Below are 26,405 nucleotides of genomic sequence, written 5' to 3' on the forward strand. Positions count from 1 at the left end.
CTCAGCGGGCGGCGGCCGGCTGCCGGACCGGGGCGAGCAGCTCCCGGTCCGGCGGCCGTACACCGATCTCGCGCATGGCCGCGGCGTACCGGTCGAAGGCGCGCCGGGCCTCGCCGTGCTGGCCGCCCGCGACCAGGGTGCGCACCAGCGACCGGTGCGCGCGCTCGTCGTAGGGGTCGCGTTCGAGCAGTCGCAGCAGGCAGGCGACCGCGGCCCCGGGCTGGCCCGCGGCGCGGTGGGTGTGGGCGAGCATCCGCAGCATGGCCAGGTGCGCGGCCCGGACCTCCTCGCGCAGCGGCCCGGCCCAGTCGGCGTACGGCTCGTCCTCGAACGCCTCGGCGCGGTGCAGCGCGTCGGCGGCCAGCAGCACCTCCCGGGCCCGGGTGAGCTGCTCCTGCTCGACCAGCCGCCGGGCGTGCGCGACGTGGTCGAGGAAGTCGTCGACGTCGACGGCGCAGGTGCGCAGGTTCAGCGCGATCGCGGCGGTGTCGGTGCGCAGGAAGTGGTCGCCGGGCTGGGCCCGGTCGGGGTCGAGCACGCCGCGCAGGATGTTGAGCAGGACCGACAGCCGGTGGCCGGTGCGCCCCGGTTCGCCGTCGGGCCACAGCAGGTCGCACAGCTCACCGCGCGGCACGGGGCGGCCGCGCCGTCCGACGAGGATCCGCAGCAGGTCGCGGGCCTTGCGGGACTGCCACTGCGACGGCGGCACGACCTGCCCGGCGACCTCGACCTCGAACCGCCCCAGCGCCCGTACGGCGACCTGCGGCCGGGCCGCGCCGGAGGTGCCGATGCCGAGCCGGTCGGCGATCGCGTCGACGGCGGCCAGCCGCTGCGCCGCGGGCAGGGCCGCGGCCCGGTCGTCGGTGCTCGCACCCGCCAGCGCGGCGGTCAGGACCGCGATCCGGGCCGCTTCGACAGCCGCCCCGGCCTGGTCCCAGATCGCCTCGGCCTCGCGCAGCGCCGCGCGGGCCCGCTGCGGGTCGGTCTCGGCGGCGGCGCGCAGCTCCAGGGCGTCGGCCAGCCCGGCCGGGTCCCCGCCGGTCCGGGCCATCCGCGCCGCCTCGGTGGCGAGCTCGGCGGGCCGTCCGGGCACGCCCTCGGCCAGCGCGGCCCAGCCCTGGGCCAGCAGCGCGGCGGCGGCCGACTGCGGTCCGGCACGAACGGCTGCGGCGTCGGCGTGCCCGGCGGCCGCCTTGACGTCGTCGGCGAGCAGCACCAGCGCCAGCCCGGCCAGGGCCGGCACCAGCACGTGGGCGTCGCCGGTGCCGGTGGCGACCGCGACGACCTGCTCGTAGGCGGCGCGGGCCTGCTCGCGCCAGCCCCGGCGGCGGTAGAGCTCGCCGAGGCCGAGCATCGCGCCCGCGAAGCGGCGCGAGCCCTGGCGCTGGTAGTGGGTCACCGCGGCCTGGTAGCGGCGCACGGCCTCGGGATAGCGGCCGAGCATGGCCAGGGCGTCGGCCTCGTTGCAGGTGGCGATGGCGTGCAGGCTCGGCGAGCCCGCAGCCTGGGCGTAGGCGACGCACAGCCGGGCCGAGACGAGCGCGTCGGGGTAGCGGGCCCCCTGCAGGTGCTGGTAGGTGCGGTTGGTGTGGATGCGGGTCAGCAGCAGCACGTCGCCGGTGCGCTGCGCGATCGGCAGGGCCAGCGCGAAGTGCTCCTCGCTGCCCGCCGTGTCCCCGGCGACGGCCAGGCACAGCGCGACCGCGAGGTGGGCGGTGGCCAGCGCGGTGTCGCCGCCGCTGGCCACCGCCCCGGCGACGGCGCGGCGGGCGGTGGCGGTGGCCAGCGGCACGTCCCCGGCGAGCAGCTGCGCGTGCGCGGTCCAGGCGGCCAGCAGCGCGGTGTCATCGGTAGGAGCGGCCGCGGGCGCCATGCCGCCGGTAGGAGCGGCCGTGCTCGCCGTGCTGTCGGCTGGGCCGGCCGGAGCTGCGGCGCTGTCGGCAGAGGCGGCCGTGCTCGCCATGTTGTCGGTAGAGGCGGCCGGGGTCGCGGTGGCGGCGTAGGCGGCGAGGGCGCCGTGGGCGTCGCCGCGCTGGTAGGCGATGCGGCCGATCCGCCAGGCCAGGCCCGGGTCGGGCGGTCCGTCCGTGACCGCGGTGTAGGTGCGGGCGGCGGCATCGAGGTCGCCCGTGGTCCGCTGGGCGTCGCCGAGCAGGGTGAGCAGGCGCGGGCCGCGCAGTGGCGGCGGCAGTGCGGTGATCAGCGCGGTGACCAGCTCGGCGTCGCCGGAGGCGATGATGCGGTCGCCGTGGTCGGCCAGGACGCGGGCGCAGCGGTCGGGGTCGGCGGCGCGCAGGTGCTCGCGGGCGGCGGCCGAGGGCGGGCCGTGCTCGTCATACCAGGTGGCGGCCTTGCGGGCGGTGGCGGCTGCGGAGACGCCGCGGCGGTCGGTGGCGACGGCGGCGGCGACGGCCGGGACGACGTGCTCGGCCGGGGCCAGGCCGGGGACGGTGGCGCGGGTACGGACCAGGATGCCGGTCTGCCGCAGCAGGGTGACCAGGTCGGCAGCGTCGCGGTGGCCGAACGCGGCGGCCAGGCCGGTGGTGACCGGGCTGCGGTCTTCAAGCTGGACGAGCAGCCGGTACGCCGGGGGCGGCAGGTCTGCCAGGACGTGTTCGAGCAGGTGTTCGCGCAGCGGCCCGTCCGCGCCCGGCGGGGGGCCGGTGGCACCGTTGCGGCGCACCGACTCGACGGCGAGGTGGGCGAGGGTGGGCCAGCCCGCGGTGGCGGTGTGCAGGCGGGCGGCCAGTTCGGGGTCGCCGCTGCCGCACGCCTCGGTGATCAGGTCGTCGATCTCGTCGGGGGTGCAGGCCAGCTCGCGCGGGTCCGTTTCGGACCAGTGGTCGGGGGTGCCCAGGCGCCGCCACGGCAGCGGGTGCCGGGAGGCGAGGGTCACGTCGGCGGCCGCGTCGAGGTCCGCGATGGCGCGCAGCAGCAGGCGCAGGGCGTCGTCGGACAGCGCGGGCAGGTCGTCGAGGACCAGGTGGCGGGCGCCGTCGCGGGCGGCGTCGCGGACGAAGTGGTGCGGGTCGGTGCGGTGGGGCCACCAGTGGGCCTGGCCGGTGGGGTGCCAGCGGCGCAGGGCGGTCGTCTTGCCGTAGCCGGCGGCGGCGACCACGATCCGGCGGCCGGGTCGGCTGACCATGCTCGTCCTATCGGGCGGCGGTGTCGGTGCGTACGCCATGCAGGCTGCGGCGACCCGCTCCCCGAATCAACCCATCTGTCGGAAATAGGGCCGTCGTCGGCCGGGGAAGATTCGAAATCGTGGACGCCAGGTGCTGCTATAGCGACACCTGGCGTCCACGATTTCAGATCAAGCCACCTGTCAGCGCACGTAGAAGCCGAAGTAGGCGGCTTCCGACGGGGTGCCGTCCGCGCCGATGGCGCGGACCTGGAGCGTGTAGAACGTGACCGCGGTGTCGGTCGGGGTCCAGGTGATCACCGCGGTGCCGTCGGCGGCCGCGGTGACGCTCAGGTCCGTCGCGCCCTCGACGCGGTACGAGTACGACACCGCACCCTGCTCGCGCGGGCTGACCCGGAACGTGATCGGCTGCCCGAACACCCCCGCGTACTGGTACGGAGGCACCCCGGCGTCGATCACCGGCGCGGTGGTGTCGACCTGGAACTCGTAGTACCCCAGTTCGGACTCGGTGCCGTCGGCGGTGCGGGAGTAGACCGTGACGTAGTGCCAACCCGAGGCGGTCGCGGTCCAGGTCACTGCGGCGGTGCCGTCAGGTCCGGCGGCGGCGGTGCCGGTCTCGACGTCGTCGACGGTCCACACGTACTCGGTGACCCCGGCCATCTGCGGCCGGAAGGTGAACGTGCCGGTGGTGCCGACCTTGGCGCCGACCTCGCTGCTCGGCCACTGGGCCGAGGAGACCGTCGGCGCCGTGCTGATCATGATCGGGAGCCAGCCCTCGCTGGACCGCCACCCGGCGGCGGTGACGCTGCGGACCCGCAGCTCGGTGTAGCTGTCCTGCGGGGTGAACGCGATCTGCGCGGTGCCGTCCGCGGCGGCGGCCACGGTCTGCTCGGGGCCGTTGTTCACCGTGTACGCGTACGACACGACCCCGGCCATCTGCGGCCGGAACACGATGCGGTGCGGCTGGCCGACCCAGGCCTGCGGGTCGAGGTCCTCGACGTCCGGGGCCGTGCGGTTGACGTAGAACTGGTAGACGCGCTCGTCGGAGAAGTTGCCCGCCCGGTCCCGGGCGAGAACGTGCAGGCTGGCCGGACCATCCTGCGACGGGGTGACGGTGACCGTGGCGGTCCCGTCAGCGGCGGCGGCGACGTACGTGGTGGCATAGCCGAGCCCGTAGAGGAAGCCGCCGAGGTCGGACACCCCGGGCAGGCTGAAGGTGAACCGGCCGGGGATGCCGCCGCCGCCACCGGCGGTGTTCTCCGGGTAGTCGGTCGAGGTCACGGTCGGCACCCCGGCCGGGCGGACCGTGTCGACGGTGAACCGGCACTCGGCGGACCAGCCGGTCTCGGAGTCGGCGTCACGGGCCTTGACCTGGAACGCGTACGTCCCGTCGGTCAGCGCCCCGTACGGCAGGAACAGCTGGGCCTTGGGGAACGAGTTCGTGATCGGGCCGACCTCGGGATACTCCCGCCGCGCCGACGGGTCGGCGACCGGCCACAGCGCGAACGTCGCGTAGACGGAGTCGGAGCCGCCGGTCTCGTTGACGTCCGGGTCGCTGGTCTGGGCGCTGAGCACCGGCCCGCGGCTGCTGGTCAGCAGCGCGGCGGGGCCGCCGCACGCGCTCTGGTCCACCTTCAGCGCGGTGGGCGTGAACGGGGCGGCGTTGGAGTCGATGGAGATGCCGAAGCCCCGGGCGAAGGTGCGCCCGAGATGCGGGTTGCCCTCGCTGTCGGCCGGGATCTTCAGCTCGATGGTGAGGGCGGCGTCCGGCCGGGCGAGCGCGTCGCGCACCGCGTCGAGGGCGCCGACCTCAAGGTAGCCCGACGGGCAGCCGAAGTAGCTGACGGTGAACTCACCGAGCTTGGCCAGCTCGGCGGGCGGGTTGCGCCAGGTGGTCTGGGCGGTGACCGGCGCGGTGCGCCACACCTCGACGCGGCGCTGCTTGTCGCAGTCGGTGACCGCGACCTCCTGCGCGATCGCGTACGCCGACTTGAGCTGGCGGCCCCGGAACGCGGACAGGTCGAAGGTGAAGTACGAGCGGGACGTGTGCTTCTTGCCCTGCTCGTCGCGCCACGCGCCGACCGGGGCGTCACCCGGCACGTCGACGTGGGCGGTGTTCGGCTCGCGCGAGTCGGTGTAGGCCACCGAGTCCGCCCGGACCAGTTGCAGGAGTGAGGCCTGCGCCGGTGTGCCGGTCAGCACCGTCGCCGCTGTCGCCAGCGACACCGCCGCAGCCGCGGCCCACCGCAATCCCCCGTGTCTGTACTGCACAAATGCCTCCCCAGGCGAATGTCCCCCCGGCGTCGCGCCGGAAGGCGACCGTCAGCGTAGATCGCGCCTCCGAATCCCGTCATCCCATTTGGATACGGTCCGTGATCGGGCGACTGCGTCGCGATGTGGCTGGCCACGGCGTATATCGTGGCTGCGGCAGCGGCGCGGCCGAGCGCCGCGGTCCGGCGGCGGGAGGGTCGAGGTCATGCGGCTGCACGTGGGGTGCGCGATGTGGACGCATAAGCCGTGGCAGGGGCGGTTCCTGCCGCACCCGCTGGCGGCGGGCGAGCGGCTGCACGCGTACGCGAGCTGGTGCAACGCCGTGGAGGGCAACACCACCTTCTACGCGACCCCGGCCCGCGCCACGGTCGAGTCGTGGGCGGCGCAGACCGGTGCGGACTTCCGGTTCGTGGTGAAGCTGCCCAAGGCGGTGACGCACGAGCGGCGGCTGACCGGCGCCGAGGCGGAGCTGCGGGAGTTCCTGCACGTCATGGAGCCGCTGGGGCCGCGTACGCATGCGCTGTGGTTGCAGTTGCCTGGTTCGTTCGGGCCCGGCGACGTGCCGGTGCTGTCGGACTTCCTGCGCCGCCTGCCCGCCGGCCACCGGTACGCGGTGGAGGTGCGGCACCGGGCCTTCTTCGAGGAGCCGCGCTCGGTGCGGCTGCTGGAGGAGACGCTGGCCGCCGCGGACGCGGAGTGGGTCCCGTTCGACACGGTGATGTTCTTCGAGCAGCCGCCGACCAGCGACGCCGAGCGGGACGCGTGGGTGAAGAAGCCACGGATGCCGCGGCGCGCGCAGGCGCTGACCGACCGCCCGATCGTCCGCTACCTGGGCCGGGACTCGGTCGACCGGACGGTGGAGGGCTGGCGGTTCTGGGTGGACGTGGTGACCGGCTGGCTGCGGGAGGGCCGCTCGCCGACGGTGTTCGTCCACACGCCCGACAACGCCGAGGCGCTGCCGCTGGCCCGCCGTTTCCACGACGAGGTCCGGGCCCGGCTGCCGCAGCTGGAGCCGCTGCCGGAGCCGGTGCCGACCGAGCCGCTCACGCTGTTCTGACGGCGGTCCGGCGGCGCAGCCGCGAGCTGAGGTGCTGCCGCTCCCGGTCGGTGAGCCCGGCCTCCCGGCCGGTGCGGGGCCGTTGGGCCAGCAGCCGGTCCAGGGCCGAGGCCAGGTCGTGCTGGGTGACCGTGTCGCCGCCCCGCCGGGCCACGGCGAGCGCGGCGGCGATGACGGCCCGCTTGATGTCGCGGCCGACGGCGCTCGTCTCGGCCAGCAGCTCGACGTCGACACCGGGGTCCAGGCGCAGCGGGGCGGGCAGGTGGCGGCGCCAGATCGCGGCCCGCGCGGCCCGGTCGGGTTCGGGCAGGTGCACGTGGCTGAGCCGGCTGCCGATGGCCGGGTCGTAGCTTTCCACCAGGTTCGTGGCGAAGACCACGACGCCCTCGTACGTGTCGAGGTGCTGGACGAGTTCGGCGCGCAGCGTGTTGACGGCGTGCTCGGAGGCCTGGCCGACGCTGTCGAAGCGCCGGGACAGCAGCGACTCCGCCTCGTCGACGAACAGCACCGCCCCGGCCCGCGCGGCGGCGCCGAACAGCGCCGCCAGGTTCTTGCCGCCCTCCCCGTGGAACTTGCTCTCCAGCTGCGAGGTGCGGGCGAGCAGGATCGGCGCGCCCAGGTGGGCGGCGATGCCGTGCGCGACCAGGGTCTTGCCGGTGCCCGGGGCGCCGTGCAGGTTGACGGCGGCGCGGGGGTGCGGCTCGATCTCGCGCAGGCCCCAGTCGTCGAACACGGTGCCGCGCAGCCGGATCGTGTCGACGGCCAGCATGAGGTCGGCCAGGGTCTCGGGCGGCAGGACGGCCTGGTCGAGCCGGTGTCGCGGGGTGGTGGGCACGAAGCAGGACATGCGCTGGCGCTGGTCGGGCTCGTCGGCGGCGGGCTCGGGAGCGGGCGGGATGTCGCTGCGGCGTACGCGCAGACGCAGTTCGGTGAGCCCGGTCTCGTCGAACAGCTCGCGGGCGTGCCGGTGGAGCCGGCCGCGGAAGGCGGCGGCCGCCCCGGCGGGCACCGAGCCGGGCACGCCGTCGATCTCGATCGGGTACGGCGCGGGGTGTTCGTACGCTGCCACGGCGTTGCTCCTGTCAGGGCGCGGGTGGTCGGGATCAGGCGAAGACGACGAGCGGTTCGCGGGCGTGGGCGCGGGCCAGCGCGGGGTCGAGCCGCTGGGCGTCGACGCGGCGCACCGGGCCGAGCCGGTCACTGCCCTGGTTGAAGATGCCCTGGTAGACGGTGTAGCCGCCGGTGTCCAGCGCCCTGGTCACGGTGAAGGCGACGTCGTCGTCGTCGAGTTCGGCCTGCACGTCGAGGAACCACTGGACGACGGCGACGAATCCCAGCACGGCGACGGTCAGGACGAGGTCGACGACGGCGGTGGCCAGCGCCGCGAGGATCAGTTCGAGCATGCCGGGCACCCGTCAGTCGAAGAGGATGAGGTCGCGGTCGGCGAACAGCAGGGCGAGCTCGTCGTCGCAGCGCAGCGCGTGCACGGTGCGGCTGAGCAGGCGGCGGGTGCCGGGGTCGGGCAGCGGGTGCCCGTCGGCGTCGAGGTAGAGCATGCGGAACGCCCAGGCGCCGCCCCGGCGCCGGCGCAGCAGCGCACCGCGCACCGGCTGCGGCAGGCGCGGGTCGTAGGCGGCGAAGTAGTCGACGACCTCGCGGTAGGTGAGTTCGGCGCGGGGCGCGGGCATGGACAGGAGCTGCTCCAGCGGCGCGGTGAGCGTGCGCAGCTGGGTGAGCGGGGTGCGGTCGGCGATCTGCGGTTGCGGTGTCATGTGCCTGTCCCCTCTGCTTCGGGTCGGTGGCCGGCCCTGCCATCAGACCCCGAAGGCCGCTGCCGACTCTCGTGATCCGGCGCTGTCGGCATGATTCCGAACTGATTCCGTATCCTTTTAAGACGGACGGCTCTAGGATGGCGGCGACCCGTTCCGAGCGCGCCGACCGGAGCTGACGTGGACATCCGCCTGAACCTGCTGGACCGCGCGCGGCTGCTGCGCGACGGCGTGCCGGTCGAGCTGGAGCAGCGCATCATGGGGGTGCTGATCCGGCTCGCGCTGGACATGGGCCGCAACGTCACCCGCGACGACCTGAGCCGCCAGGTGCTGCACGCGGCGTACGGCGATCCCCGGTTGCGGCACAACCACGTCTACAAGTGCGTGTCGGCGATCCGCGCCGCGCTGGATCCCGAGCGTCCGGGGGCGGCGTCGACGGTGCTGCGCAACGACCGCGGCCGGGATCCGGCATACCGGCTGGAGCTGCCGGTGGAGTGCGTGGACCTGCTCCAGTTCGAGAGCTGGGTGGCCGCGGCGCGCAGCGCGCCGGACCTGCGGGCGATCACGCTGCTGACCAGGGCGCTGGGGCTGTGGCAGGGGCGGCCGCTGGTCGACGTCGCCGACGAGAGCTGGGCCCGCGAGCGCGTGGAGCAGCTGCGGCGTACGCACCGGGAGGCGCGGCTGCGGCTGCTGGACCTGCACGAGAAGTTCGAGCGGTTCGACCAGGCGATCGAGCTGGCCACGACGGCGCTGGCCGACAGCCCGGCCGATCCGCAGCTGCGCGAGCGGCTGGAGCGGCTGGAGGCGCTGCGCGAGCAGCGCCAGTTCGAGATCCACCACCCGGGCCCGGCCGGGTCGATCATCACGGTGACCCGGGGCGACCTGTTCGAGCAGGACGACGCGCACCTGGTCGTCGGGTTCAGCGACACGTTCGAGACCAACACCGACGACGACTTCCTGGTCAGCTCGAAGAGCCTCCAGGGCCAGCTGCTGCACCGCCTCTACGGCGGGGACCGGGCGCTGCTGGACGGCCAGCTGCGCAAGGCGCTGGCGGGGGTGCCCCGCACGGTCGAGAGCCGGACGCCCCGGCAGTACGGCAAGCGGGCCCGCTACCCGCTGGGCACGGTGGCGACCCTGGTCCAGGGCGGCCGCCGGATCTACGCGGTGGCCTACGCCGAGCGCGGCCCGGACGGGCTGCTGGCCAAGTCCAGCATGGACCTGCTGCGGCACAGCCTGGACCAGCTGTGGCTGTCGGTGCGCCGCTTCGGCCAACACCGGCCGCTCGCGATGGGCGTGCTCGGCTCGGGGCTGTCGCGCATCTACGGCTACGACCGGGTGGACTACGTCACCGCGATCGTGGAGTCGTTCCTGCGGCACTGCGCCGACGGGCGGCTCGCCGACGAGCTGCGGATCGTCATCCACCCGAAGGACGTGGCGCAGACCGACTTCGTGGCCGTCGACGAGGCGATCGCCAAGCTGCTCTCCTGACCGCCGGTCAGCGCCGCGTGGGCCGGCCGGTGCGCGCCGGGGACGGCCGGCCGGGGCTGGCCGGGCGCCGGTGGGCGGCGTGGGCCCCGGCCTCGCGGACGTCGGCGGGTCGGGCCGGGGCGGGCATGGCGGGCGGCGCGGTCTCGGTGCGGGTCAGGGTCCGCAGGTGCAGGGTCATCGCGTACAGGAACAGGACGGCGCCGACCATCTCCAGCGCCTCCTCCGCCGAGGCGTAGAGCAGGTAGTGGAAGTACGGCTTGCCGGGTTCGAGGTGAACGCTCAGGTCCCGGCCGAGCAGGGCGCCGGCGACCTCCATACCCGCCGCGCCGCCGACGTAGAGCACGCCGCTCCAGGTGACCAGCGTGCGGATCCGGGCGGGCAGGTGGAGCAGGAAGCGCAGGTAGGCGACCGCGAAGCCGAGCACGAACGGGGTGATCGCCACGACCCAGGACAGGTACGACGCGCCGCCGTGGCCCGCCAGCCCGAAGCGCCCGGCCAGCTCGTGCATGTGCGCCAGCTCGTCCATGGACAGCGCGGCGAAGATCGCGCTGAGCACGGCCCAGTGCCGCCGGTAGCGGCCCTGCGTCCGGCGTACGTGCCGGTAGACGGCCCAGGCGACGTACGCGCAGCCGAACAGGAGAAGGCTGGAGAACCAGGTCGGGATGTTGGCTTCCTTGTCCACGTTCACGAAGCCCGTGAGCTTGCCGAAGTACGGCACGATGTTGTGCCAGCCGAGGTAGTGGTAGACGAAATGGCTGCCCAGGCTGACCGCGTGCAGCACCAGTACCGCGATCAGCAGGGCCCGCAGCAGCGCCTTGGGCCGGGGAAAGTAGATGTTCACGTCGGGCCTCTTCTAGGTCCGGGACCAGGGCCGCCGCGCGGCCGACCATCCACCGGAACTATCCGCATATAACGCCACGAATCACCACCAGTTACTCAACGCGTCCTCCGGGCGGGCCGCGGCGGCCGCCGCAGGCTGCGATACTCCGTGGCCATGACGGTGTCGCTCGCGATCGACGAGGTGCCGTGGGCACGGCTGCGCACCTCCACGGGCACGGGCGGGGACCTGCCCGGCCTGCTCACCACCGCCGCCGACCCCGGCGCCGACGTCCCGGCCGCGCAGCACGCGCTCGACCTGATCGAGTCCCGCGCCGGGCACTGCGGCATGATCTCCGAGGCCGGCGCCCACCTGCCGCGCGTCCTCGCCCTGATCGCGCGGCGCCCCGAGCCCGCCGTCCGGGACCGGGCCGTGGACCTGCTGGAGACGATCGCGTTCGCCTCACCCGCGTCCGCCGCGGAGGCCGGCGACCGGTACGAGCTACCGTTCGTGCTGCGCCGCGAACTCGTGGCCTGCCTGCCCGACCTGCGCGCCGTGGACACGCCGGACGCGCGGCGCCTGGTCGGCCTGATCGCATCCGGGCAGCTCCCCGGCGGCGTGGTGGCCGAGCCGTGGCGCGACCGGGCCGGGCCGTTCCTCGGCCATCACGCGCACCGGCTGTTCCCGGTCACGGTCGGCGGGCGCGCACTGATCGTCGCGACCTCCTACAACGCGCCCGGCGGCATCGGCTGCTGGGACGCCGCGACCGGCGAGCAGGTCGGCAGGCTGCTCGACGGCGTCGCCAAGCACGTGTACGTCGACGACGGCGACCTGGTCGTCGCGGGGGTGGACCCCACCGGCCGGGCGATGCGCCGACGGCTGCCGTCCGGACGGCCGACGGCACCGCTGGGCCGCCCGCACCGGCGGTTCGCGCTGCGCCGCCCGAAACCGCCGCAGGCGGAGTCGATGACGTCGTACCGCGAGGACGGCGGCCCGCTGATCCTGGTCACCGGGGACCGGGACGGGGTGGTTCAGCGGTGGGACGCCGCGACGGGGCTGCCGGTGGGCGAGCCGGTGCGGCTCGGCGACCGGGTGTCGGTGCTGTGGCCGTACGAGCTGGACGGCGCCGTCCACCTCGCGGCCGGAGGCTGGGGCGGAGGGGTCTGGCGATGGCGGCCCGGCCCGGGGCAGCGGCCGCTGCCGGTGGCGGGCAAGCACCATCAGCTGGTGCTGCACGGGGCCGCGTACACCGTCGACGGCCGCACGGTGCTGGCCACCGGCGCGACCGACAACGCCGCCTACCGGTGGGACGCCGAGACCGGCGAGCAGCTCGGGGACATGTGGCTGATGCCGGAGCTCGTCGGCGGGATCTGCCCGTACCCGGTCGGCGGCCGCCTGCTCGTCGCGGTCGGCGGCGGCTTCCAGATCCAGCGCTTCGACGCGGTGACCGGCGAGCGCTTCGGCGACCTGCTGCACGGGCACCAGGAAGCGATCGTGGACACCTGCTACGCCGAGGTCGACGGCCGCCCGATGCTCTTCTCCTGCGACAACTTCTCCGTCTGGCGCTGGGACGCCGTCACCGGCCAGCCCCTCCCACCCACCCACCCCTGACCACCCCGACCCGAACCCTCATGGTCAGGGGGTGGGGAGGATGCCGCGGACGTAGGCGGCCTGGGCGGCGTGGGCGGTGTCGTCGTTGGCGATGCTGATCAGGCGTACGCCCATGGTCACCGGCGGATCCCAGCGCTCGTCGACGATCCGGTCGAGGTCGGCGGGGGCCAGCGAGCGCAGCAGCTCGCCGGTGCGGGTGGCGACCGCGTCGTAGTAGTCCGTGAGCACGTCCGGGCCGTCCGGCCGCACGGCCGCGACCTGCTTCGGAGTATGCCCGTAGCCGGTGTCGTCCGGGTCGGGCCGCAGACCGCAGCGGGCGGCCCACGGGCCTGTGGCCCACAGCTGGTCCCGGTCGAGCAGCTCGGCGACGTGGTGGTCCTGGACGCGGGCGAGGTGCCAGACGAGCCAGCCGACGGAGTTGGCGCCGGGTGCGGGAGCCCACTGGAGCTGTGCGGCGGTGAGCCCGTCCACGGCCTCGTGGATCATCTCGGGCAGCCGGCCGTACAGGTCGGCGAGCAGGTCGTTAACGTCCACGGCGGCGTCCTCTCCCGCGTACGCGGTCACGTCTCGACGAGACATGGTGCTTTTCGGACCATACCGCCCAGGGGGCGTCCGGCGGCGGTGAAGTGGGACCGGTCGGCGAACCCGTGCCAGGGCGCGGGCCGCAGTCAAGATCACCCATGGCGGAGCCGCGGCGGATAGAGTTCCGATCGCCGCCCGGCCTGCCCAGGGCTGTGAAAGGAGCCGTCGATGACCGACCCGACGACTGAGGGGTACACCGTCGCGCCCGAAGAGGTCGAGGCGATGGTGCGCAACCTGTGCGCGTACGCGCTGGGCGAGCCGGACCCGATGCAGCGGTACGAGGACCTCACCTACCAGCAGGTCCTCTTCGACGGCATCGCCGCGGCGCTGCGCCGGGAGCGGGGGCGCGCCCTGGCCGACCTGCTGGTGTCCGGGATGCCGGTCGCAGAGGTGGCGGCCAAGACGCACCTGGCGGCCGAGGCGCGGGTGCGCAAGCTGATCAGCCTCGCCGGGGAGACCGAGCGGGTGAAAGCCGCCGCCAGGCCGCCCGCCCCGGCCAAGGCGGTGAAGGCGGCCAAGGCCAAGGAGCAGCCCGTCGACGAGACGACGGCGTCCCCGGTCCCCGCGACGGACAAGCGGATGCTGACGTCGGCGGAGCGGATCGCCCTGGGCCTGCCCGCCGACGGACCGATCCCCCGCGCCGAACCGGCCAAGCCCGCCAAGCCCGTCAGGCGGCGCCGAGCCGCCGCCTGACGCCGGACGGAGTCCGCGAAAGCTCCGCCGCGCGTTGCGCGCCGCCGGGGCACGGTGGTGATCCGGAATCGTGGACGCTGGATGCTGCTATAGCGACACCAGGCGTCCACGATTTCGGATCACCACCGTGACGACCTCTGGCGCGACTGGGCGCAGCCGGTCGCGGCCCGGTTGTCCACCGGTCGGTGGACAACCGGATTCCGTCTCCCGGTCGTCCCGGCGACCCCGGTCCGAACGCGACGCTGGAGGCATGACAGCCACACCCCCAGCGGCCATTCGGATCCGCGGCCTGCGCAAGTCGTACGGCGGCCGCGACGCCGTGTCCGGTCTCGACCTGACCGTCGCCTCCGGCGAGGTCTTCGCCCTGCTCGGCCCGAACGGGGCCGGCAAGACCACCACCGTGGAGATCCTTGAGGGCTACCGCCGCCGCGACGGCGGCGACGTCGCGGTCCTCGGCACGGACCCCGGCACCGCCGGGCGCGCCTGGCGGGCGCGGATCGGCATCGTCGCCCAGTCCGCCAACGACCTGGGCGACCTCACCGTCTCCGAGGCGGTGCGCCACTTCGCCACCTGCTACCCGGCCCCGCGCGACCCCGGCCAGGTGCTGGACCTGGTCGGCCTGACCGCCAAGGCCGGTTCCCGGGTACGGACCCTGTCCGGTGGCCAGCGGCGCCGCCTCGACGTCGCGATCGGCATCGTGGGCCGCCCGGAGCTGCTGTTCCTCGACGAGCCGACGACCGGGTTCGACCCGGAGGCGCGCCGCCAGTTCTGGGATCTGATCCGGCTGCTCAACGCGGAGGGGACCACGATCCTGCTGACCACCCACTACCTGGACGAGGCCGAGGTCCTGGCCGACCGGCTGGCCGTGATCGCGGCCGGGCGGATCGTGGCCGAGGGCACCCCGGCCTCGATCGGCGACCGGGAGGCGCAGCTGGCCACGGTGACGTGGAGCGACGCCGGCGGCCGCCGTACCGAGCAGTCCGCCGACCCGGCCGTCCTGATCGCGAAACTCGCCGCCGCGGGCCCGGTGGCCGACCTGACGGTGTCCCGCCCGACCCTTGAGCAGACCTACCTGACCCTGATCGGAGCAGACCGGTGACCACTCTCTCCCTGCCTTCCAGCGGCCGCCTCGGCCTGGCCCGCGGCGCGGTGGAGCTGCGCCAGTTCTTCCGCAGCAAGGCCGCCGTCGGCTTCAGCCTGGCCTTCCCGGCGCTGCTGCTGGTACTGCTGGGCTCGATCTTCAAAGGCTCCGGGGACCATCCGGAGTCGTCGGTGGCGCAGGTGTTCTCGGCGAGCATGATCGCGTACGGGATCGTGTCGACGGCGTTCATCTCGATCGGCACCGGCATCGCCACCGACCGCGAGGACGGCACCCTGAAGCGGCTGCGCGGCACGCCGATGACGGCGCTGGCGTACTTCACCGGCAAGCTGATCGTCGTCGCGGTCACGACCCTGGCCGAGGTCGCGCTGCTGCTGACGGTGGGGGTGCTGGCGTTCGACATGGAGCTGCCCGACGGCGCCGGGCGGTGGCTGACCTTCGCCTGGGTGCTCGGCCTGTCGATCGTGTCGAGCACGGCGCTGGGGGTGGCGGCCAGCGCGCTGGTGCGGTCGTCGCGCAGCGCCGGGGTGATCCTGAACGTGCCGGTGGTGGCGCTGCAGTTCCTGTCCGGGATCTTCGTGCACCCGATCAGCTCGCTGCCGCACTGGATGGTGACGGTCGCCTCGTTGTTCCCGGTCAAGTGGATGGCGCAGGGGTTCCGGTCGGTGTTCCTGCCCGACGCGCTGGCCGCGCAGGAGCTCGCGGGCAGCTGGGAGCACGGCCGGATCGCGCTCGTGCTCGGCGCCTGGTGTGTGATCGGATTGGCGCTGTGCCTGACGACGTTCCGCTGGACGGCCGAGGATCGATGAGCTGCCGGCAGTCCTGGTTCACCACGCTGCGGACGTGGGACCTGTACTTCGCCATCGCGTACGCCGTCGTGCTGGTGCTCGTGGTCGCCGACCAGGGCACCGGCACGGCGCGTGCCGCCGTGGCCGCGGGTGCGCTGACGGCGATGGCGGCCGGGTACGTGTGGTGGGGCCGCCCGCTGATCGCGATGGACGCCGAGGCGGGGCGGCTGTGGCCGTTCATCGCAGCGATGCTGGTGCTGCACGTCGTGGCGATCACGGCGGTGCCGGTGACGGCGTACGCGGACTTCGCGCTGTCGCCGCTGATGTTCATGAGCCTGCCGCTGGGCCAGGCGATCACGGGGGCGACGGTGGCGAACCTGCTGCCCCCGGCGGTGGCACTGGTCCGTGGTTCTCACCCGGGTGACCTGCGTACGACGTCGATCATGGCGGTGTTCGGGATCAGCCTGTCGGTGCTGATGGGCGTGTTCATCGTCCGGGTGATCGATCAGAGTGACGAGCGGCTGCGGCTGATCGGGGAGCTGGAGGCCAGCCGGGGCGAGGTGGCGCGGCTGTCGCGGGAGGCGGGGGTGGCCGCGGAGCGGTCCCGGCTGGCCGGGGAGATCCACGACACGCTGGCGCAGGGGTTCACCAGCATCATCACGCTGCTCCAGGCGGTGGGCGCCGAACTGGACCGCGACCCGGACCGGGCCCGGGAGCACGTGGAGCTGGCGGTGCGTACGGCGCGGGAGAACCTGGCCGAGTCGCGGGCTCTGATCGCGGCGCTGCAACCGGCGGCGCTGGACGCGAGCTCGCTGGAGCAGGCGGTGCGCCGCCAGGTCGAGCGGCTGGGCGAGGAGACGGGGGCGGCGGTGTCGTACGAGGTCGGCGGGCAGCCGTGCCCGCTGCCGACGGCGGTGGAGGTGGTGCTGCTGCGGGCGGCGCAGGAGGCGCTGGCCAATGTGCGCCGCCACGCGGCTGCCGCGGCGGTGCGGGTGCGGCTGGACTTCCGGGCCGAGGGCGTGGCGCTGTGCGTACGCGACGACGGCCAGGGGTTCGACGCCGCGCGATCGGCCCCCGGGTTCGGGCTGAGCGGCATGCGGGCGCGGGTCGCGCAGGTGAGCGGGGTGTTGACGGTGGACAGTGCGCCGGGCCGGGGCACGGCGGTGACGGTGGAGGTGCCTTCGTGATCACGATTCTGCTGGCCGACGACCATCCGGTGGTCCGGGCGGGGCTGCGGGGCATGCTGGAGGCGGAGCCGGATCTGCGGGTGGTGGGCGAGGCCGCCTCGGGCCCGGAGGCGGTCACCGCCGCGGCGGCGCTGCGCCCGGACGTGATCCTGATGGATCTGCGGATGCCCGGCGGGGACGGCGCCTCGGCGACGGAGCGGATCCTGCGGGGCGGGTCGGGCAGCCGGGTGGTGGTGCTGACGACATACGAGAGCGACGCCGACATCCTGCGGGCGGTGGAGGCGGGTGCCTCGGGTTACCTGCTCAAGGACGCGTCACCGGCTGATCTGGCCGCGGCGGTGCGGGCGGCGGCACGCGGGGAGACGGTGCTGGCTCCGGCGGTGGCGGGGCGGCTGCTGCGGCAGGTGCGCCAGCCCGCGCAGCCGGGGCTTTCGGCGCGGGAGGTGGAGGTCCTGCGGCTGGTGGCACGGGGTCTGACCAATGCCGACATCGGCCGGGAGCTGTTCATCTCGGAGGCGACGGTCAAGACGCACCTGCTGCGGGTGTTCAGCAAGCTGGACGTGGCCGACCGTACGGCGGCCGTGACGACGGCGATGGCGCGCGGGCTGCTGTGACGGCGGGCGGTGGGCCGCCTCGCGGCGGCCCACGGGGCGTCAGCCGACCAGGGTGACCTTGGCGCCGCGCTTGGCCAGGCCCCACTGGGACGGGTCGCCGGCCGACGCGGCGGTGGCGGTGGCCAGGGCGCCGACCGCGACGAGCGCGGCGACGGCGGCAAGACGGGCGAGGGTACGCATCGGAATTCTCCTTCCGCGCACCGGGCCTGTCCCGGGGCGCACCAACACTGTCACCGCCCCCACTTGTGACCCGCTTGGAACACACTTGCCCGATGCCCGAGCCGAGCCGAGCCCGCCAAGATCAGCCAAGTTGCCGGGCAATCGGGCGAAAGCGAGGCCGCTATTCGCCCGATTGCCCGGCAACTTGCGCGATCTTGAGCCCCCGCCCCGCGGGGAGGGTCAGCGGCGCCAGCCGGCGCCGTAGAGGACGGTGCCGCCGCTGGTGTAGCCGCCGAGGCAGCGGGTCAGGTAGTCGGACTTCTCGCGCAGGTCCAGTTCGGCGGAGAACTTGGCCTCGCCCAGGTCGTGGCGGCCGACGGTGCCGCCCTTGCCCGGCGCGACGTCCTGGAAGATCGCCGAGATCCGGTATCCCCCGGCGTGCTGGCAGGCGCTGAAGTAGGTCAGCTGCCGGCCGAGCTTGCCGTTGATGTTCCACGCGTTCTGGTACTCGGCCGAGGTCGCGAACGACGGCGCGTCGAACGTGCCCACGTCCTCCTTGACATAGAACGCGGTGATCTGCGGAACGTTGCCCGGCGACACGATCGAGATGTTGACCGGGTGGAAGCCCTGCTTGACCAGCGAGTCGAACTGGTTCTGGTGCCAGACGGCGTCCTTGCCGTGGTAGGCGGCCATGGTCGGGCCGCTGCGCTTGTACCAGATGGCCGCGTACAGCACCGTCGTGCCGGACAGGTAGCTGGTGACGTTGTGCAGCCGGAATCCCTCCTTGTCCAGGCCGTCGAACTGCGCCTGGTAGTCGGCGCTGGTCATGCCGTGGCGGGCCTGCCACACCGAGCCGTCCTGCGGCCGGTAGATGACGTTGAAGAAGACGCCGCCGCGCTCCCCCGTGCCCTCGTGCGCGTCGATCCACTCCGGCCGGTAGCCGGACTTCACCAGCTTGTTGTACGTGTCCTGGTACTTGGCGGCGGGGATGCCGTAGAGCACGATCTCGGACTTGCCCGGCGGGTACCAGGCCGGGGCCGACGCCTCCGGCCAGATCAGCACCTCGCTGTTGGGGATGGCGCGGCCGTTCATCGGCACCCACAGCGGCGACTCCGGGTTCCACGGCGAGCCCGCGGCCTTGTCGATCTGCCACGCCTCGGTGAAGTGCATGGGGCGCAGCGGGTAGTCGCCGGGGATGTCGCGGCGGGCCTCCAGGTGGATGTGCGGCTCGGAGGCGTTGCCGGAGTCGCCGAGGCGGCCCAGTTCCATGCCCGCGAAGACCATCTGGCCGGGCACGACGGTCATGGTGCCCTGGCGCAGGTGGGTGTACCAGGTGACGGTGCCGTCGGTGTGCTGGACCCAGACGTTGTTGCCGCCGACCGGTTTCGGCGTCGGCGTGGGGAGCGCGCCGGGCGCCGGGTTGTCGGGCATGGTGCCGTCGTTGCACATCAGCACGGTGCCGTCGGCGACGGCGCGGACGGGCAGGTCCCAGGCGCGGTAGTGCTCGTTCTTCGTGCCGTCGCCGCCGGGCAGCAGCTTGGACCACGTGGCGCCGTCCCAGGCCACGACGCCCACGTCGTGGGCGTAGATCTGGGTGCCGCCGGCGCCGCCGTTGGCCCAGTGGTCGCCGGTGGTGGTGAGGACCTCGCCGGGGCGCAGGTCGGAGGCGTGCAGCGGGAACCGGTGCGCCCGGTTGTACGGCACCAGCGGCAGCGTCACCTCGGAGGCGAACAGGTATCCGGCGACGAACACCCGGACGGTGACCCAGGCCGGGGCCGGGGCGGGCAGGTACACCTGGTTGAACCCGACCTGGTTGCCGGGCAGCGTGATCCGGCCGTTGGTCCAGGTCTTGGTCTGGCCGGGGGTGAACACGCCGCCGTCGTCGGTGTTGGCCACCGGGTCCTTGATGACGAGCAGCTGGTCCAGGCCCTGCATGGTCTGGGTGTAGCCGCCGGCGAACTGGAACTCGATGCCGGAGACCTTGAGGTCCTGGGTGCCGGTGTTGGTGAGGTTGAGCCGCAGCACGACCTTGACGGCCTCGGGGTCGCCGTTCTTGGCGGGGGCGAGCAGCGCGTAGGCGGCGTCGCCGGACTCGATCGGTTCGACCGCGATCGCGATCGGGTTGCCTAACGGCACGGCGGCCGCGGGGCGTGCCGAGCCGAACAGGCCCATTCCGGCGGGCACGGCGGCGGCGGTGAACAGGAGCAGCTTACGGCGGTCCATGACGGTCCCTTTCGGATGGTTGCGGGCCGGCCGCCCGCTGAGAACAGAAAACCAACCGCCATGGGGGTACGGCCTGAGCAACGACTACCTATCGTCTGGGCGACATACCCACCGGCCCGGCAGCGTTTTCGCCGTACGCATCCGGTTGATCGCGCTCGGCTACGCTGCTGTCAGACTCACGCGGAATAGGGATGGCATCAGGTGACCGTCGCGGTGGCACATTGGCCTTTCATCGGGCGGCGGTCCGAACTGGAGCGTTTCACCGACGCCCTCGGCGATACTCGGGTGGACACGGTCCTGGTCGTCGGCGACGCCGGGGTGGGCAAGAGCCGGCTGGCGCTGGAGTGCCTGGCCGCGGCCGAGGACCGGGGCCACCACGTCGCGCACGTGACCGCGACGGCGAGCGCGTCGGCGGTGCCGCTGTCGGCGCTGGCGCCGCTGCTGCCCGCCGAGCAGGACATGGCCGATCCGCACACGCTGTTCGAGGCGGCCCGGCGGCGGTTGCGCGACCGGGCGCAGGGGCGCCGGTTCGTGCTGGCGATCGACGACGTGGACCTGCTGGACACGGTGTCGCTGGCGTTGCTGTCGTTCCTGATGGCCGACGGGACGCTGTTCGTGGTGGCCACGCAGCGCCGCGAGGGCGCGGTCCCGGACGCGCTGGAGACGCGGTGGCGTGACGGGCGGGCGGTCCGGCTGACGCTCGACGCGCTGCACCGGCAGAGCGTGGAGACGCTGCTGCACTTCGCGCTCGGCGGTCCGGCGACGGCCGGGGCGGTGCAGTGGCTGTGGGAGGCCAGCCGGGGCAACGTGCTGTTCCTGCGCGAGCTGGTGCTCAGTGCCCAGCACGAGGGTGCGCTGGCGTGCCCGGCCGGGGTGTGGCAGCTGTTGCGTACGCCGCGGGGCAGCAGCGGGCTGATCGAGCTGGTGCAGGCCCGGCTCTCGGGGCTGAGCTCGGCACACCGGGCGGTGCTGGAGCTGCTGGCGCTGTGCGAGCCGCTGTCGGTGGAGGAGCTGCTGGCGCAGCATCCGGCCGAGGTGCTGACGGAGCTGGAGGACGAGGGCCTGATCAGCGTCGCGTGGGAGAGCCGGCGGACCGAGGTGCGGCTGGCGCATCCGCTGCACTCGCACACGTTGCAGTCGTCGCTGCCGAAGCTGCGCGCGCGGACGATCCTGCTGCGGCAGGCGGACCGGGTCACCGGGCACGGCGCGCGGCGGCGCGGCGATCCGCTGCTGCTGGCGTCGTGGCGGCTGGACGCGACCGGTTCGGCCGATCCGGAACTGCTGCTGCGGGCGGCGCGGCTGGCCCGGTTCGCCCATGATCTGCCGCGGACGGAGCGGCTGGCGTCGGCGGCGCTGGCGCACGGTGCGGGCGCGGCGGCGGGGCTGCTGCTGGCCGAGTCGCTGCATGAGCAGGCCCGGTTCGCCGAGGCGGAGGCGGCGCTGGCGAGGGCGGCCGACGGGCGGTCTCCGGGGCAGGAGCTGCCCGTGGCGCTGTCGCGGGCGATGAACCTGTTGTTCGGGCTGGGTGATCCGGTGGCGGCGCGGGCCGCGCTGGACGGGGCGGGTGTCCCGGCCGGTGATCCGGCGGTGGCGGCGGTGTCGGCGCTGCTGGCCAACGCGGTCGCCGGGCCGGTCGAGGCGGCGGGGCTGCTGCCGCCGCAGCCGGACGGGCAGCGTGCCGAGGTCCGGGTGCTGTGGCACCGGGCGGCCGCCGCCGTGCTGGCCGACGCGGGGCGGGTGGTGGAGGCGGCGGAGCTGGCCGGTGCCGGATTCGAGCTGCACGAGACGGTCGAGGACCGCACGGTCGTGTCGCATCCGGCCACGCACCTGCTGACGCTGGCCGACGCGCTGCTGCGCCAGGGCGCCTTCGACGCCGCCGAGCAGGCTGCCGAGCGCGGCCGCCAGCTGGTCGTCGACGCCGGGGTGGAGGCGCTGATCTGCTGGTTCACCGGGCGGCTGGGCGCGGTGGCGCTGGCGCGCGGGCAGGTGGCGACGGCGGAGGCGCGGTTCGCCGAGACGCTGGCCCAGGCCCGGGGGGCCGGTCAGCGCAGCGCGCTGCCGATGGCGATGTCGGGGCTGATCCGGGCGCGGGCGTCGCGCGGGCCGCTGCCCGATGGCGATCCGCTGCTGGCCGAGCTGCTGGAGATCGCCGGGTACGCGACCTGGAGCGCCGAGCCGCAGCGGGCGATCGCGTGGGCCGAGGCCGCGGGCGGCCTGGTCTCGCAGGCCCGGTCCCGGTTGCAGGAGGCGGCGGCCGAGGCGCTGCGCCGCGGCCGGGCCAACGCCGCCACGGAGCTGTGGCACGACGCGCTGCGGCTGGGCGGCGACGTCGCCGGGCCGCTGGGCGAGGCGTGCGAGCGGGTGCAGGGTGCGCTGGCGGCGGTGCGGGCCGCTCACGCCGCCGCGGTGGCCGCCGGTGATCCCGGCCGGTTGCAGGAGGTGGCGCAGCGGTTCGCCGAGTCGGGCGCCCACCTGCTCGCGGCGGAGGCGATGACGGCGGCCGCCGAGCTGCACCGGCGCCAGGGCAGCGGGCGGGCGGCGGTCGGCTGCTCGGCCGCGGCGCGGCGGCTGGCGGAGGGCTGCCAGGGCGCCCGTACGCCGGGGCTGCTCGGGGGCGGTACGCTCACCCCTCTCACCGACCGGGAGCGGGAGATCGCCCGGCTGGTCGTGTCGGGCAACAGCAGCCGCCAGATCGCCGACCTGCTGTTCCTGTCGGTGCGTACGGTCAACAACCATCTGCAGAACGTCTACACCAAGCTCGGCATCGGCAGCCGCGCCGAACTCGCCGACGTCCTCGCCGCGGAGGTGACCGCATGACCCCCGATCAGATCTCGCTCGTCCGGCAGACCATGACCTGGGTGCAGCCGCGGCGGCAGGAGTTCGCCGCCGACTTCTACCGGCGGCTGTTCGCCGCCGATCCGGGGCTGGAGGGCATGTTCTCCACCGACCCGGTGATCCAGCAGGAGAAGTTCGTCGACGAGCTGACGGCGATCGTCGCGGCGATCAGCGACTTCCCGGCGTTCCTGCTGCGGGCCGGGGCGCTGGGCGTGCGGCACGTCAACTACCAGGTGCGGGCCGAGCACTACCGGGTGATGCGCGAGGTGCTGGCGGCGACGTTCGCGGCGGGGTTCCCACAGGACTGGACGGCCGAGCACGAGCAGGCGTGGCGCAGCGCGTACGACATGGTGGCCGAGGCGATGCTGCTGGGCCGCGGCAGGTCTGCCGACGCGCCGCGCGCGGCGTGGCGGCCCTGATCGGCGCGGCGGCGGCCCTGGCGCAGGCGCGAGGGGCGGCGCGGCCGGTGGCCGGGCCGCCCCTTCCGCGGGCCGGTCAGTCGTTCTCGATGAAGACGGCCGCGTAGCGCCACTCGTTGGAGCCGGCCGACCAGTAGCGCTCGGCCTGGAGCACCCGGTAGTTGTCGCCGGACTGGACGCTGATCAGCTGCGAGGCGCTCAGCGAGGGGTGCCAGTTCCACACGCCCACCTGCGGGTCGTTGCGTACGAAGATCATCGCGAAGTGGCTGGTCGCGATCGGCGAGATGGCCACCATGCGGCTGTCGAGGTGCAGGTCGATCTCGTCGTTCACGGTCTGCGTGGTGGCGTCGGGGTACCAGACCCAGCTGCGCTCGTCGACGCCGGTGTTGGGGACCAGCACCGCGTCGTAGTGGTCCGGCGAGACGTAGTCGATGTCGGTCAGGCGGCCCCGGTTGGCGGCCAGCCATCCGTTGATCTGCGCCGACGTGCCGTTGAACAGGTACTTGTAGTCGTGGAAGTTGCCGCCGGCCGGGTTGTCCACCAGCGCCGCGGCGTAGCGGACCTGGCCGTTGTCGAGGTAGCGCTCGACGTCCAGCAGCCGCTTGCCCATCAGCTTCGCCGACAGCGTGGCGGCGGTCTCGCCGGTGGTCCACGACGCCGAGCCGGTCAGACCGCGGGCGTACACCCCGGAGTTCTGCACCAGCGTGACGTTGAACGTCGTGGGGCTGTCGACCTCGACGTCGACCACGCGCATGTTGTTGGTGTTGGCCCAGTTGTCGATCGTCGCCTTGCTCGCGCTGAGGAACCAGCCCCAGGCGGTGGGGGTGGAGACGTACTTCTCCGGGTCGGGCAGCACGGTCCCGGCGGCGGCCGGTCCGGCGGCGGTGACCAGGATCGTCGAGGTCACGGCGGCGATCAGCATCGCCTTGAGGGTCTTCTTCGTCATGCCCACGATCCTGTCGGCCGGGGCGCGGCCGGACCTGAGCAAGGATTGCTCAGCGCGTGGGTGACAGTTGCTCGGCCGCCCGAGGTCGCAGGCCCGGCGGGGCGGGGCACGGCGGCCGGTGTGACGCGGGCCATGTCGATGGTAGACCCGACCGGCCGAACTCGACAGTGACCCGGCGCCGATAAACGGGACGACGAGTGTCGGCGGTGGTCACTAGGGTGTCGCGCATACGACGGGGGAACGTTCGTAAGCCCCTGTGCGTGCACTCATCCACCTCTCACTCTCCGAGGTAAACGCATGCGCAGAAACATCCTGCGCCGGTTCGGGTCGGCGCTGCTCGCCGTGACGGTCGCCGTAACGGGACTGGTCACGCCCGCGCACGCCGATCCCGGCACCGGTGCGATCTCCGGCCACCTCACCGCCGAGGGCGGCGCGCCGGTCGCCGACGCCTGGGTCGAGGTGTCCGGCGCCGGGTACGGCAACACCAGGACCGACGAGAACGGCTACTACCGGGTGGAGAACCTGGCGCCCGGGAGCGAATACCGGGTGTTCTTCTTCCCGGCCGGCCGGCTGAACCAGTACGCCCACCAGACGACGGACTGGGAGCAGGCGGACACGTTCACCGTCGTGGACGGCGGCGAGACCGTGGTCGACGACAGCCTCATCCCGGTCGGCTACATCGCCGGGCGGTTCACCGCACACGACGGCACGCCGCTCACCGAAGGCTCGGTCGAGCTGCTCCCCGTCGGCAGCGGATCCCACCAGTGGGCGGAGATCGGCCCCGACGGCCGGTATCGGGCCGCGCTGCTGCCGGGCAGCTACCAGGTCTCGTTCAGCGGCTACCGGTCGCAGGCCCAGTGGGTCCCGGGCAAGCCGTTCTCCACCGACGCCGCCGTGTTCACGGTCGCGGTCGGACAGACGGTGCAGGTCGACGACGCCGTGGCCGAGCGGGCGGTGGTCACCGGTCACATCACGCGGCCGGACGGCAGCCCGGCCGTGCAGGTGTCGGTGTCGCTGTCGGTGGTCAGCGGCGCCGAGTGGGGCCTGGGCACGGAGACCGACGGCGACGGCGCCTACCGGATCGAGGCGTGGCCGGGGCAGTACCGGGTGGCGGTCTACTCCGACGGCTTCGGCCAGTACGTGCCGCAGCGCCGCATCGAGGCCCAGGGGACCGTGTTCGACCTGGCCGCCGACTCGGTGACCACGGTCGACGAGACGGTGCTGGGCCAGTTCGGGTACGGCGTCACCCTGCGCGGGCGGCTGACCGGCGCCACCGGGCAGGGCGTGGCCGGGGTGGAGGTGCGGCTGGAGACCGACTGGGGTTCGGCGGCCACGGTCCACACCGACGCGGGAGGCTACTGGATCGCGTCGGGCCTGCCCGCGTCCACGTACCTGGTCCGGTTCAGCTCCCCGGCGCAGAACGTGTTCCAGTACGCCTACGGCAAGCCCAGCCAGGAGGAGGCGACCCGGTTCTTCCTCCAGGAAGGGCAGACGGTGGTCGTCAACGACACCGTGGTGCCCGTCGGTTCGATCCGGGTCACGGCAAAGGACGCGGTCACCGGGGCGGCGATCGGCGTGTTCGACGCGATGCTGGGCGAGCGCCAGGTCTCGGCGGAGCAGGGCGCGGCGGTGCTCGGCGGGGTCCCGGCCGGCCAGTACGAGGTGTCGGTGTCGGCCGAGGGCTACCAGTACGGGCGGTTCCCGGCGGCGGTCGCGGTCGGCGCGCAGACGGAGCTGGAGGTGACGCTCACGCCGTACGCCCACATCACCACGACGGTGGTGGACTCGGTGACCGGCGAGCCGGTGGCCGGGGTGTGCGTGTTCCCGGCGACCCGGCAGAGCTTCCGCACCTGGGAGGGCTGCCCGGGCGAGAGCGGCCCGGACGGCAGGCTGACCCTCGACCACGTCGATCCCGGCACGGTGCAGCTGTTCGTGCTGGCCGCGGAGGGTTCGGCGTACGGGGCGCAGTGGTTCGGCAAGAACGGGCTCGGCACCGGCAGCCAGCTGGACGCGCGCTCGTTCACGCTGGCGCCCGGTGAGACCCGGCAGATCCAGAAGATCAGGATGGATCGGGCCGGGACGGTCACTGGCCTGGTCACCGGCGCGGACAGCCAGCCGGTGACCGAGGGCGAGGTGTCGGTGGTGACCCCGACGATCGGCAACGGCACCCGGGGCGCGGCCCCGATCGACGGCACCGGGCACTACACGATCTCGTGGCTGGGGCCGTACCAGTGGCCGTTGCAGTTCCGGACCGCCGGGCACGCGTGGCAGTGGAGCGGCGGCATCGCCAAGCGGCACGACGCGGTGAAGGTCTCGGTCGTGTCGGACCAGACCACGGTGTTCGACCAGCAGCTCAAGCGGGGCACGCTGGTCCGGGTCACGGTGACCGGCGGGCCGGACGGCGGGGAGCAGGCGGCGTTCAACGTCGCGACCGGTGACCTGGCGGCGCTCGGCTACGCCGAGATGTCCGGGGACGAGGTGAGCCTGCTGATCCTCGGCGGGCAGCAGGTGAAGCTCCAGCTGTCCACCGGCAGCGGGGACCGGCTCGGCTGGTACGGCGGAACGGGCTTCGCCTCGGCGACCAGTGTGCCGATCACGCCGACGGGACCGGCGACGCTGACGTACGCGTTCAGCTGACGGTTCGGGGCCCTCGGATTCGGCTGCGGTCGAGGCCGAGGGCCCTTTTCGTGTTCGAGTACTTTATC

21 protein-coding genes are annotated in these 26,405 nt (G+C 73.8%); 11 read left to right on the forward strand and 10 right to left on the reverse strand.

Annotated features, from left to right (window positions below):
- Position 1: 1 nt before the first annotated feature.
- Both Cs7R123_RS30955 and Cs7R123_RS30960 read right to left on the reverse strand, forming a co-directional pair.
- Positions 2 to 3,145 (reverse strand): BTAD domain-containing putative transcriptional regulator, encoded by a 3,144-nt coding sequence (locus Cs7R123_RS30955; protein ID WP_212831722.1) that lies wholly within the window; start codon positions 3,143 to 3,145, stop codon positions 2 to 4.
- Between the two features lie 180 nt (positions 3,146 to 3,325).
- Complete coding sequence (locus Cs7R123_RS30960) at positions 3,326 to 5,413, reverse strand: hypothetical protein (protein WP_212831723.1); 2,088 nt, start codon at positions 5,411 to 5,413, stop codon at positions 3,326 to 3,328.
- A 229-nt stretch (positions 5,414 to 5,642) separates the two neighbouring features.
- Here Cs7R123_RS30960 and Cs7R123_RS30965 point away from each other — a divergent pair, with 229 nt between their 5' ends.
- Positions 5,643 to 6,470 carry a DUF72 domain-containing protein gene (locus Cs7R123_RS30965; RefSeq protein ID WP_212834710.1) on the forward strand — a complete coding sequence of 276 codons (828 nt, stop codon included), beginning with the start codon at positions 5,643 to 5,645 and terminating at the stop codon, positions 6,468 to 6,470.
- Here Cs7R123_RS30965 and Cs7R123_RS30970 read toward each other — a convergent pair.
- The 3 genes from Cs7R123_RS30970 to Cs7R123_RS30980 are packed head-to-tail and all read right to left on the reverse strand — an operon-like array spanning position 6,457 to position 8,242.
- Positions 6,457 to 7,539: an ATP-binding protein gene (locus tag Cs7R123_RS30970; protein ID WP_212831724.1), complete on the reverse strand. Its 1,083-nt coding sequence runs from the start codon at positions 7,537 to 7,539 to the stop codon at positions 6,457 to 6,459. The two genes, Cs7R123_RS30965 and Cs7R123_RS30970, sit on opposite strands and share 14 nt — an antisense overlap.
- A 34-nt stretch (positions 7,540 to 7,573) precedes the next feature.
- Positions 7,574 to 7,873: a hypothetical protein gene (locus Cs7R123_RS30975; RefSeq protein WP_212831725.1), complete on the reverse strand. Its 300-nt coding sequence runs from the start codon at positions 7,871 to 7,873 to the stop codon at positions 7,574 to 7,576.
- Positions 7,874 to 7,885: 12 nt separating this feature from the next.
- Positions 7,886 to 8,242: a hypothetical protein gene (locus Cs7R123_RS30980; RefSeq protein ID WP_212831727.1), complete on the reverse strand. Its 357-nt coding sequence runs from the start codon at positions 8,240 to 8,242 to the stop codon at positions 7,886 to 7,888.
- Between the two features lie 177 nt (positions 8,243 to 8,419).
- On the opposite strand from Cs7R123_RS30980, the gene Cs7R123_RS30985 reads away from it, so the two are divergent.
- Entirely contained in the window at positions 8,420 to 9,727 is a 1,308-nt protein-coding gene (locus Cs7R123_RS30985) for a macro domain-containing protein (RefSeq protein WP_212831729.1), read from the forward strand.
- A 7-nt stretch (positions 9,728 to 9,734) separates the two neighbouring features.
- Here the strand turns inward: Cs7R123_RS30985 and Cs7R123_RS30990 are convergent, their stop codons facing one another.
- Positions 9,735 to 10,568, reverse strand: a complete 834-nt coding sequence (locus tag Cs7R123_RS30990; RefSeq protein ID WP_212831731.1) for a hypothetical protein — start codon at positions 10,566 to 10,568, stop codon at positions 9,735 to 9,737.
- A 153-nt stretch (positions 10,569 to 10,721) separates the two neighbouring features.
- On the opposite strand from Cs7R123_RS30990, the gene Cs7R123_RS30995 reads away from it, so the two are divergent.
- Positions 10,722 to 12,155, forward strand: coding sequence for a WD40 repeat domain-containing protein (locus tag Cs7R123_RS30995; protein WP_212831732.1), 1,434 nt, complete (start codon positions 10,722 to 10,724; stop codon positions 12,153 to 12,155).
- A gap of 24 nt (positions 12,156 to 12,179) precedes the next feature.
- Here the strand turns inward: Cs7R123_RS30995 and Cs7R123_RS31000 are convergent, their stop codons facing one another.
- Positions 12,180 to 12,689 carry a DinB family protein gene (locus tag Cs7R123_RS31000; protein ID WP_212834712.1) on the reverse strand — a complete coding sequence of 170 codons (510 nt, stop codon included), beginning with the start codon at positions 12,687 to 12,689 and terminating at the stop codon, positions 12,180 to 12,182.
- Between the two features lie 216 nt (positions 12,690 to 12,905).
- Between Cs7R123_RS31000 and Cs7R123_RS31005 the strand changes: the two genes are divergently transcribed.
- From Cs7R123_RS31005 to Cs7R123_RS31025, 5 genes are all read left to right on the forward strand, one after another.
- Complete coding sequence (locus Cs7R123_RS31005) at positions 12,906 to 13,430, forward strand: hypothetical protein (protein WP_212831733.1); 525 nt, start codon at positions 12,906 to 12,908, stop codon at positions 13,428 to 13,430.
- Between the two features lie 250 nt (positions 13,431 to 13,680).
- The gene (locus Cs7R123_RS31010) at positions 13,681 to 14,529 is read left to right on the forward strand and encodes an ABC transporter ATP-binding protein (protein WP_212831734.1); all 849 of its coding nucleotides are present in this window, start codon (positions 13,681 to 13,683) and stop codon (positions 14,527 to 14,529) included.
- Positions 14,526 to 15,338 carry an ABC transporter permease gene (locus Cs7R123_RS31015; RefSeq protein WP_212831735.1) on the forward strand — a complete coding sequence of 271 codons (813 nt, stop codon included), beginning with the start codon at positions 14,526 to 14,528 and terminating at the stop codon, positions 15,336 to 15,338. The genes Cs7R123_RS31010 and Cs7R123_RS31015 overlap by 4 nt, the downstream gene beginning before the upstream one ends.
- A complete protein-coding gene (locus Cs7R123_RS40890) occupies positions 15,299 to 16,504 on the forward strand; it encodes a sensor histidine kinase (protein WP_280517339.1) in 1,206 nt (401 codons plus the stop codon). The genes Cs7R123_RS31015 and Cs7R123_RS40890 overlap by 40 nt, the downstream gene beginning before the upstream one ends.
- Complete coding sequence (locus Cs7R123_RS31025; RefSeq protein ID WP_212831736.1) at positions 16,501 to 17,118, forward strand: response regulator transcription factor; 618 nt, start codon at positions 16,501 to 16,503, stop codon at positions 17,116 to 17,118. Before Cs7R123_RS40890 ends, Cs7R123_RS31025 begins: the two co-directional genes overlap by 4 nt.
- Before the next feature lie 39 nt (positions 17,119 to 17,157).
- Here the strand turns inward: Cs7R123_RS31025 and Cs7R123_RS31030 are convergent, their stop codons facing one another.
- Both Cs7R123_RS31030 and Cs7R123_RS31035 read right to left on the reverse strand, forming a co-directional pair.
- Positions 17,158 to 17,298, reverse strand: coding sequence for a hypothetical protein (locus tag Cs7R123_RS31030; protein ID WP_212831738.1), 141 nt, complete (start codon positions 17,296 to 17,298; stop codon positions 17,158 to 17,160).
- A gap of 219 nt (positions 17,299 to 17,517) precedes the next feature.
- The gene (locus Cs7R123_RS31035; protein WP_212831740.1) at positions 17,518 to 19,500 is read right to left on the reverse strand and encodes a peptidoglycan DD-metalloendopeptidase family protein; all 1,983 of its coding nucleotides are present in this window, start codon (positions 19,498 to 19,500) and stop codon (positions 17,518 to 17,520) included.
- Positions 19,501 to 19,713: 213 nt separating this feature from the next.
- On the opposite strand from Cs7R123_RS31035, the gene Cs7R123_RS31040 reads away from it, so the two are divergent.
- Positions 19,714 to 22,317, forward strand: a complete 2,604-nt coding sequence (locus Cs7R123_RS31040) for a LuxR family transcriptional regulator (RefSeq protein WP_212831742.1) — start codon at positions 19,714 to 19,716, stop codon at positions 22,315 to 22,317.
- Entirely contained in the window at positions 22,314 to 22,754 is a 441-nt protein-coding gene (locus tag Cs7R123_RS31045; RefSeq protein WP_212831744.1) for a globin domain-containing protein, read from the forward strand. The genes Cs7R123_RS31040 and Cs7R123_RS31045 overlap by 4 nt, the downstream gene beginning before the upstream one ends.
- A 76-nt stretch (positions 22,755 to 22,830) precedes the next feature.
- Here Cs7R123_RS31045 and Cs7R123_RS31050 read toward each other — a convergent pair whose 3' ends face one another.
- Positions 22,831 to 23,700, reverse strand: coding sequence for a hypothetical protein (locus Cs7R123_RS31050; protein ID WP_212831746.1), 870 nt, complete (start codon positions 23,698 to 23,700; stop codon positions 22,831 to 22,833).
- Positions 23,701 to 23,997: 297 nt separating this feature from the next.
- On the opposite strand from Cs7R123_RS31050, the gene Cs7R123_RS31055 reads away from it, so the two are divergent.
- Entirely contained in the window at positions 23,998 to 26,337 is a 2,340-nt protein-coding gene (locus Cs7R123_RS31055) for a carboxypeptidase-like regulatory domain-containing protein (protein ID WP_212831748.1), read from the forward strand.
- Positions 26,338 to 26,405: the final 68 nt, after the last annotated feature.

Origin of the sequence: Catellatospora sp. TT07R-123, assembly GCF_018327705.1 — a bacterium.
Classification (GTDB): Bacteria; Actinomycetota; Actinomycetes; order Mycobacteriales; family Micromonosporaceae; genus Catellatospora.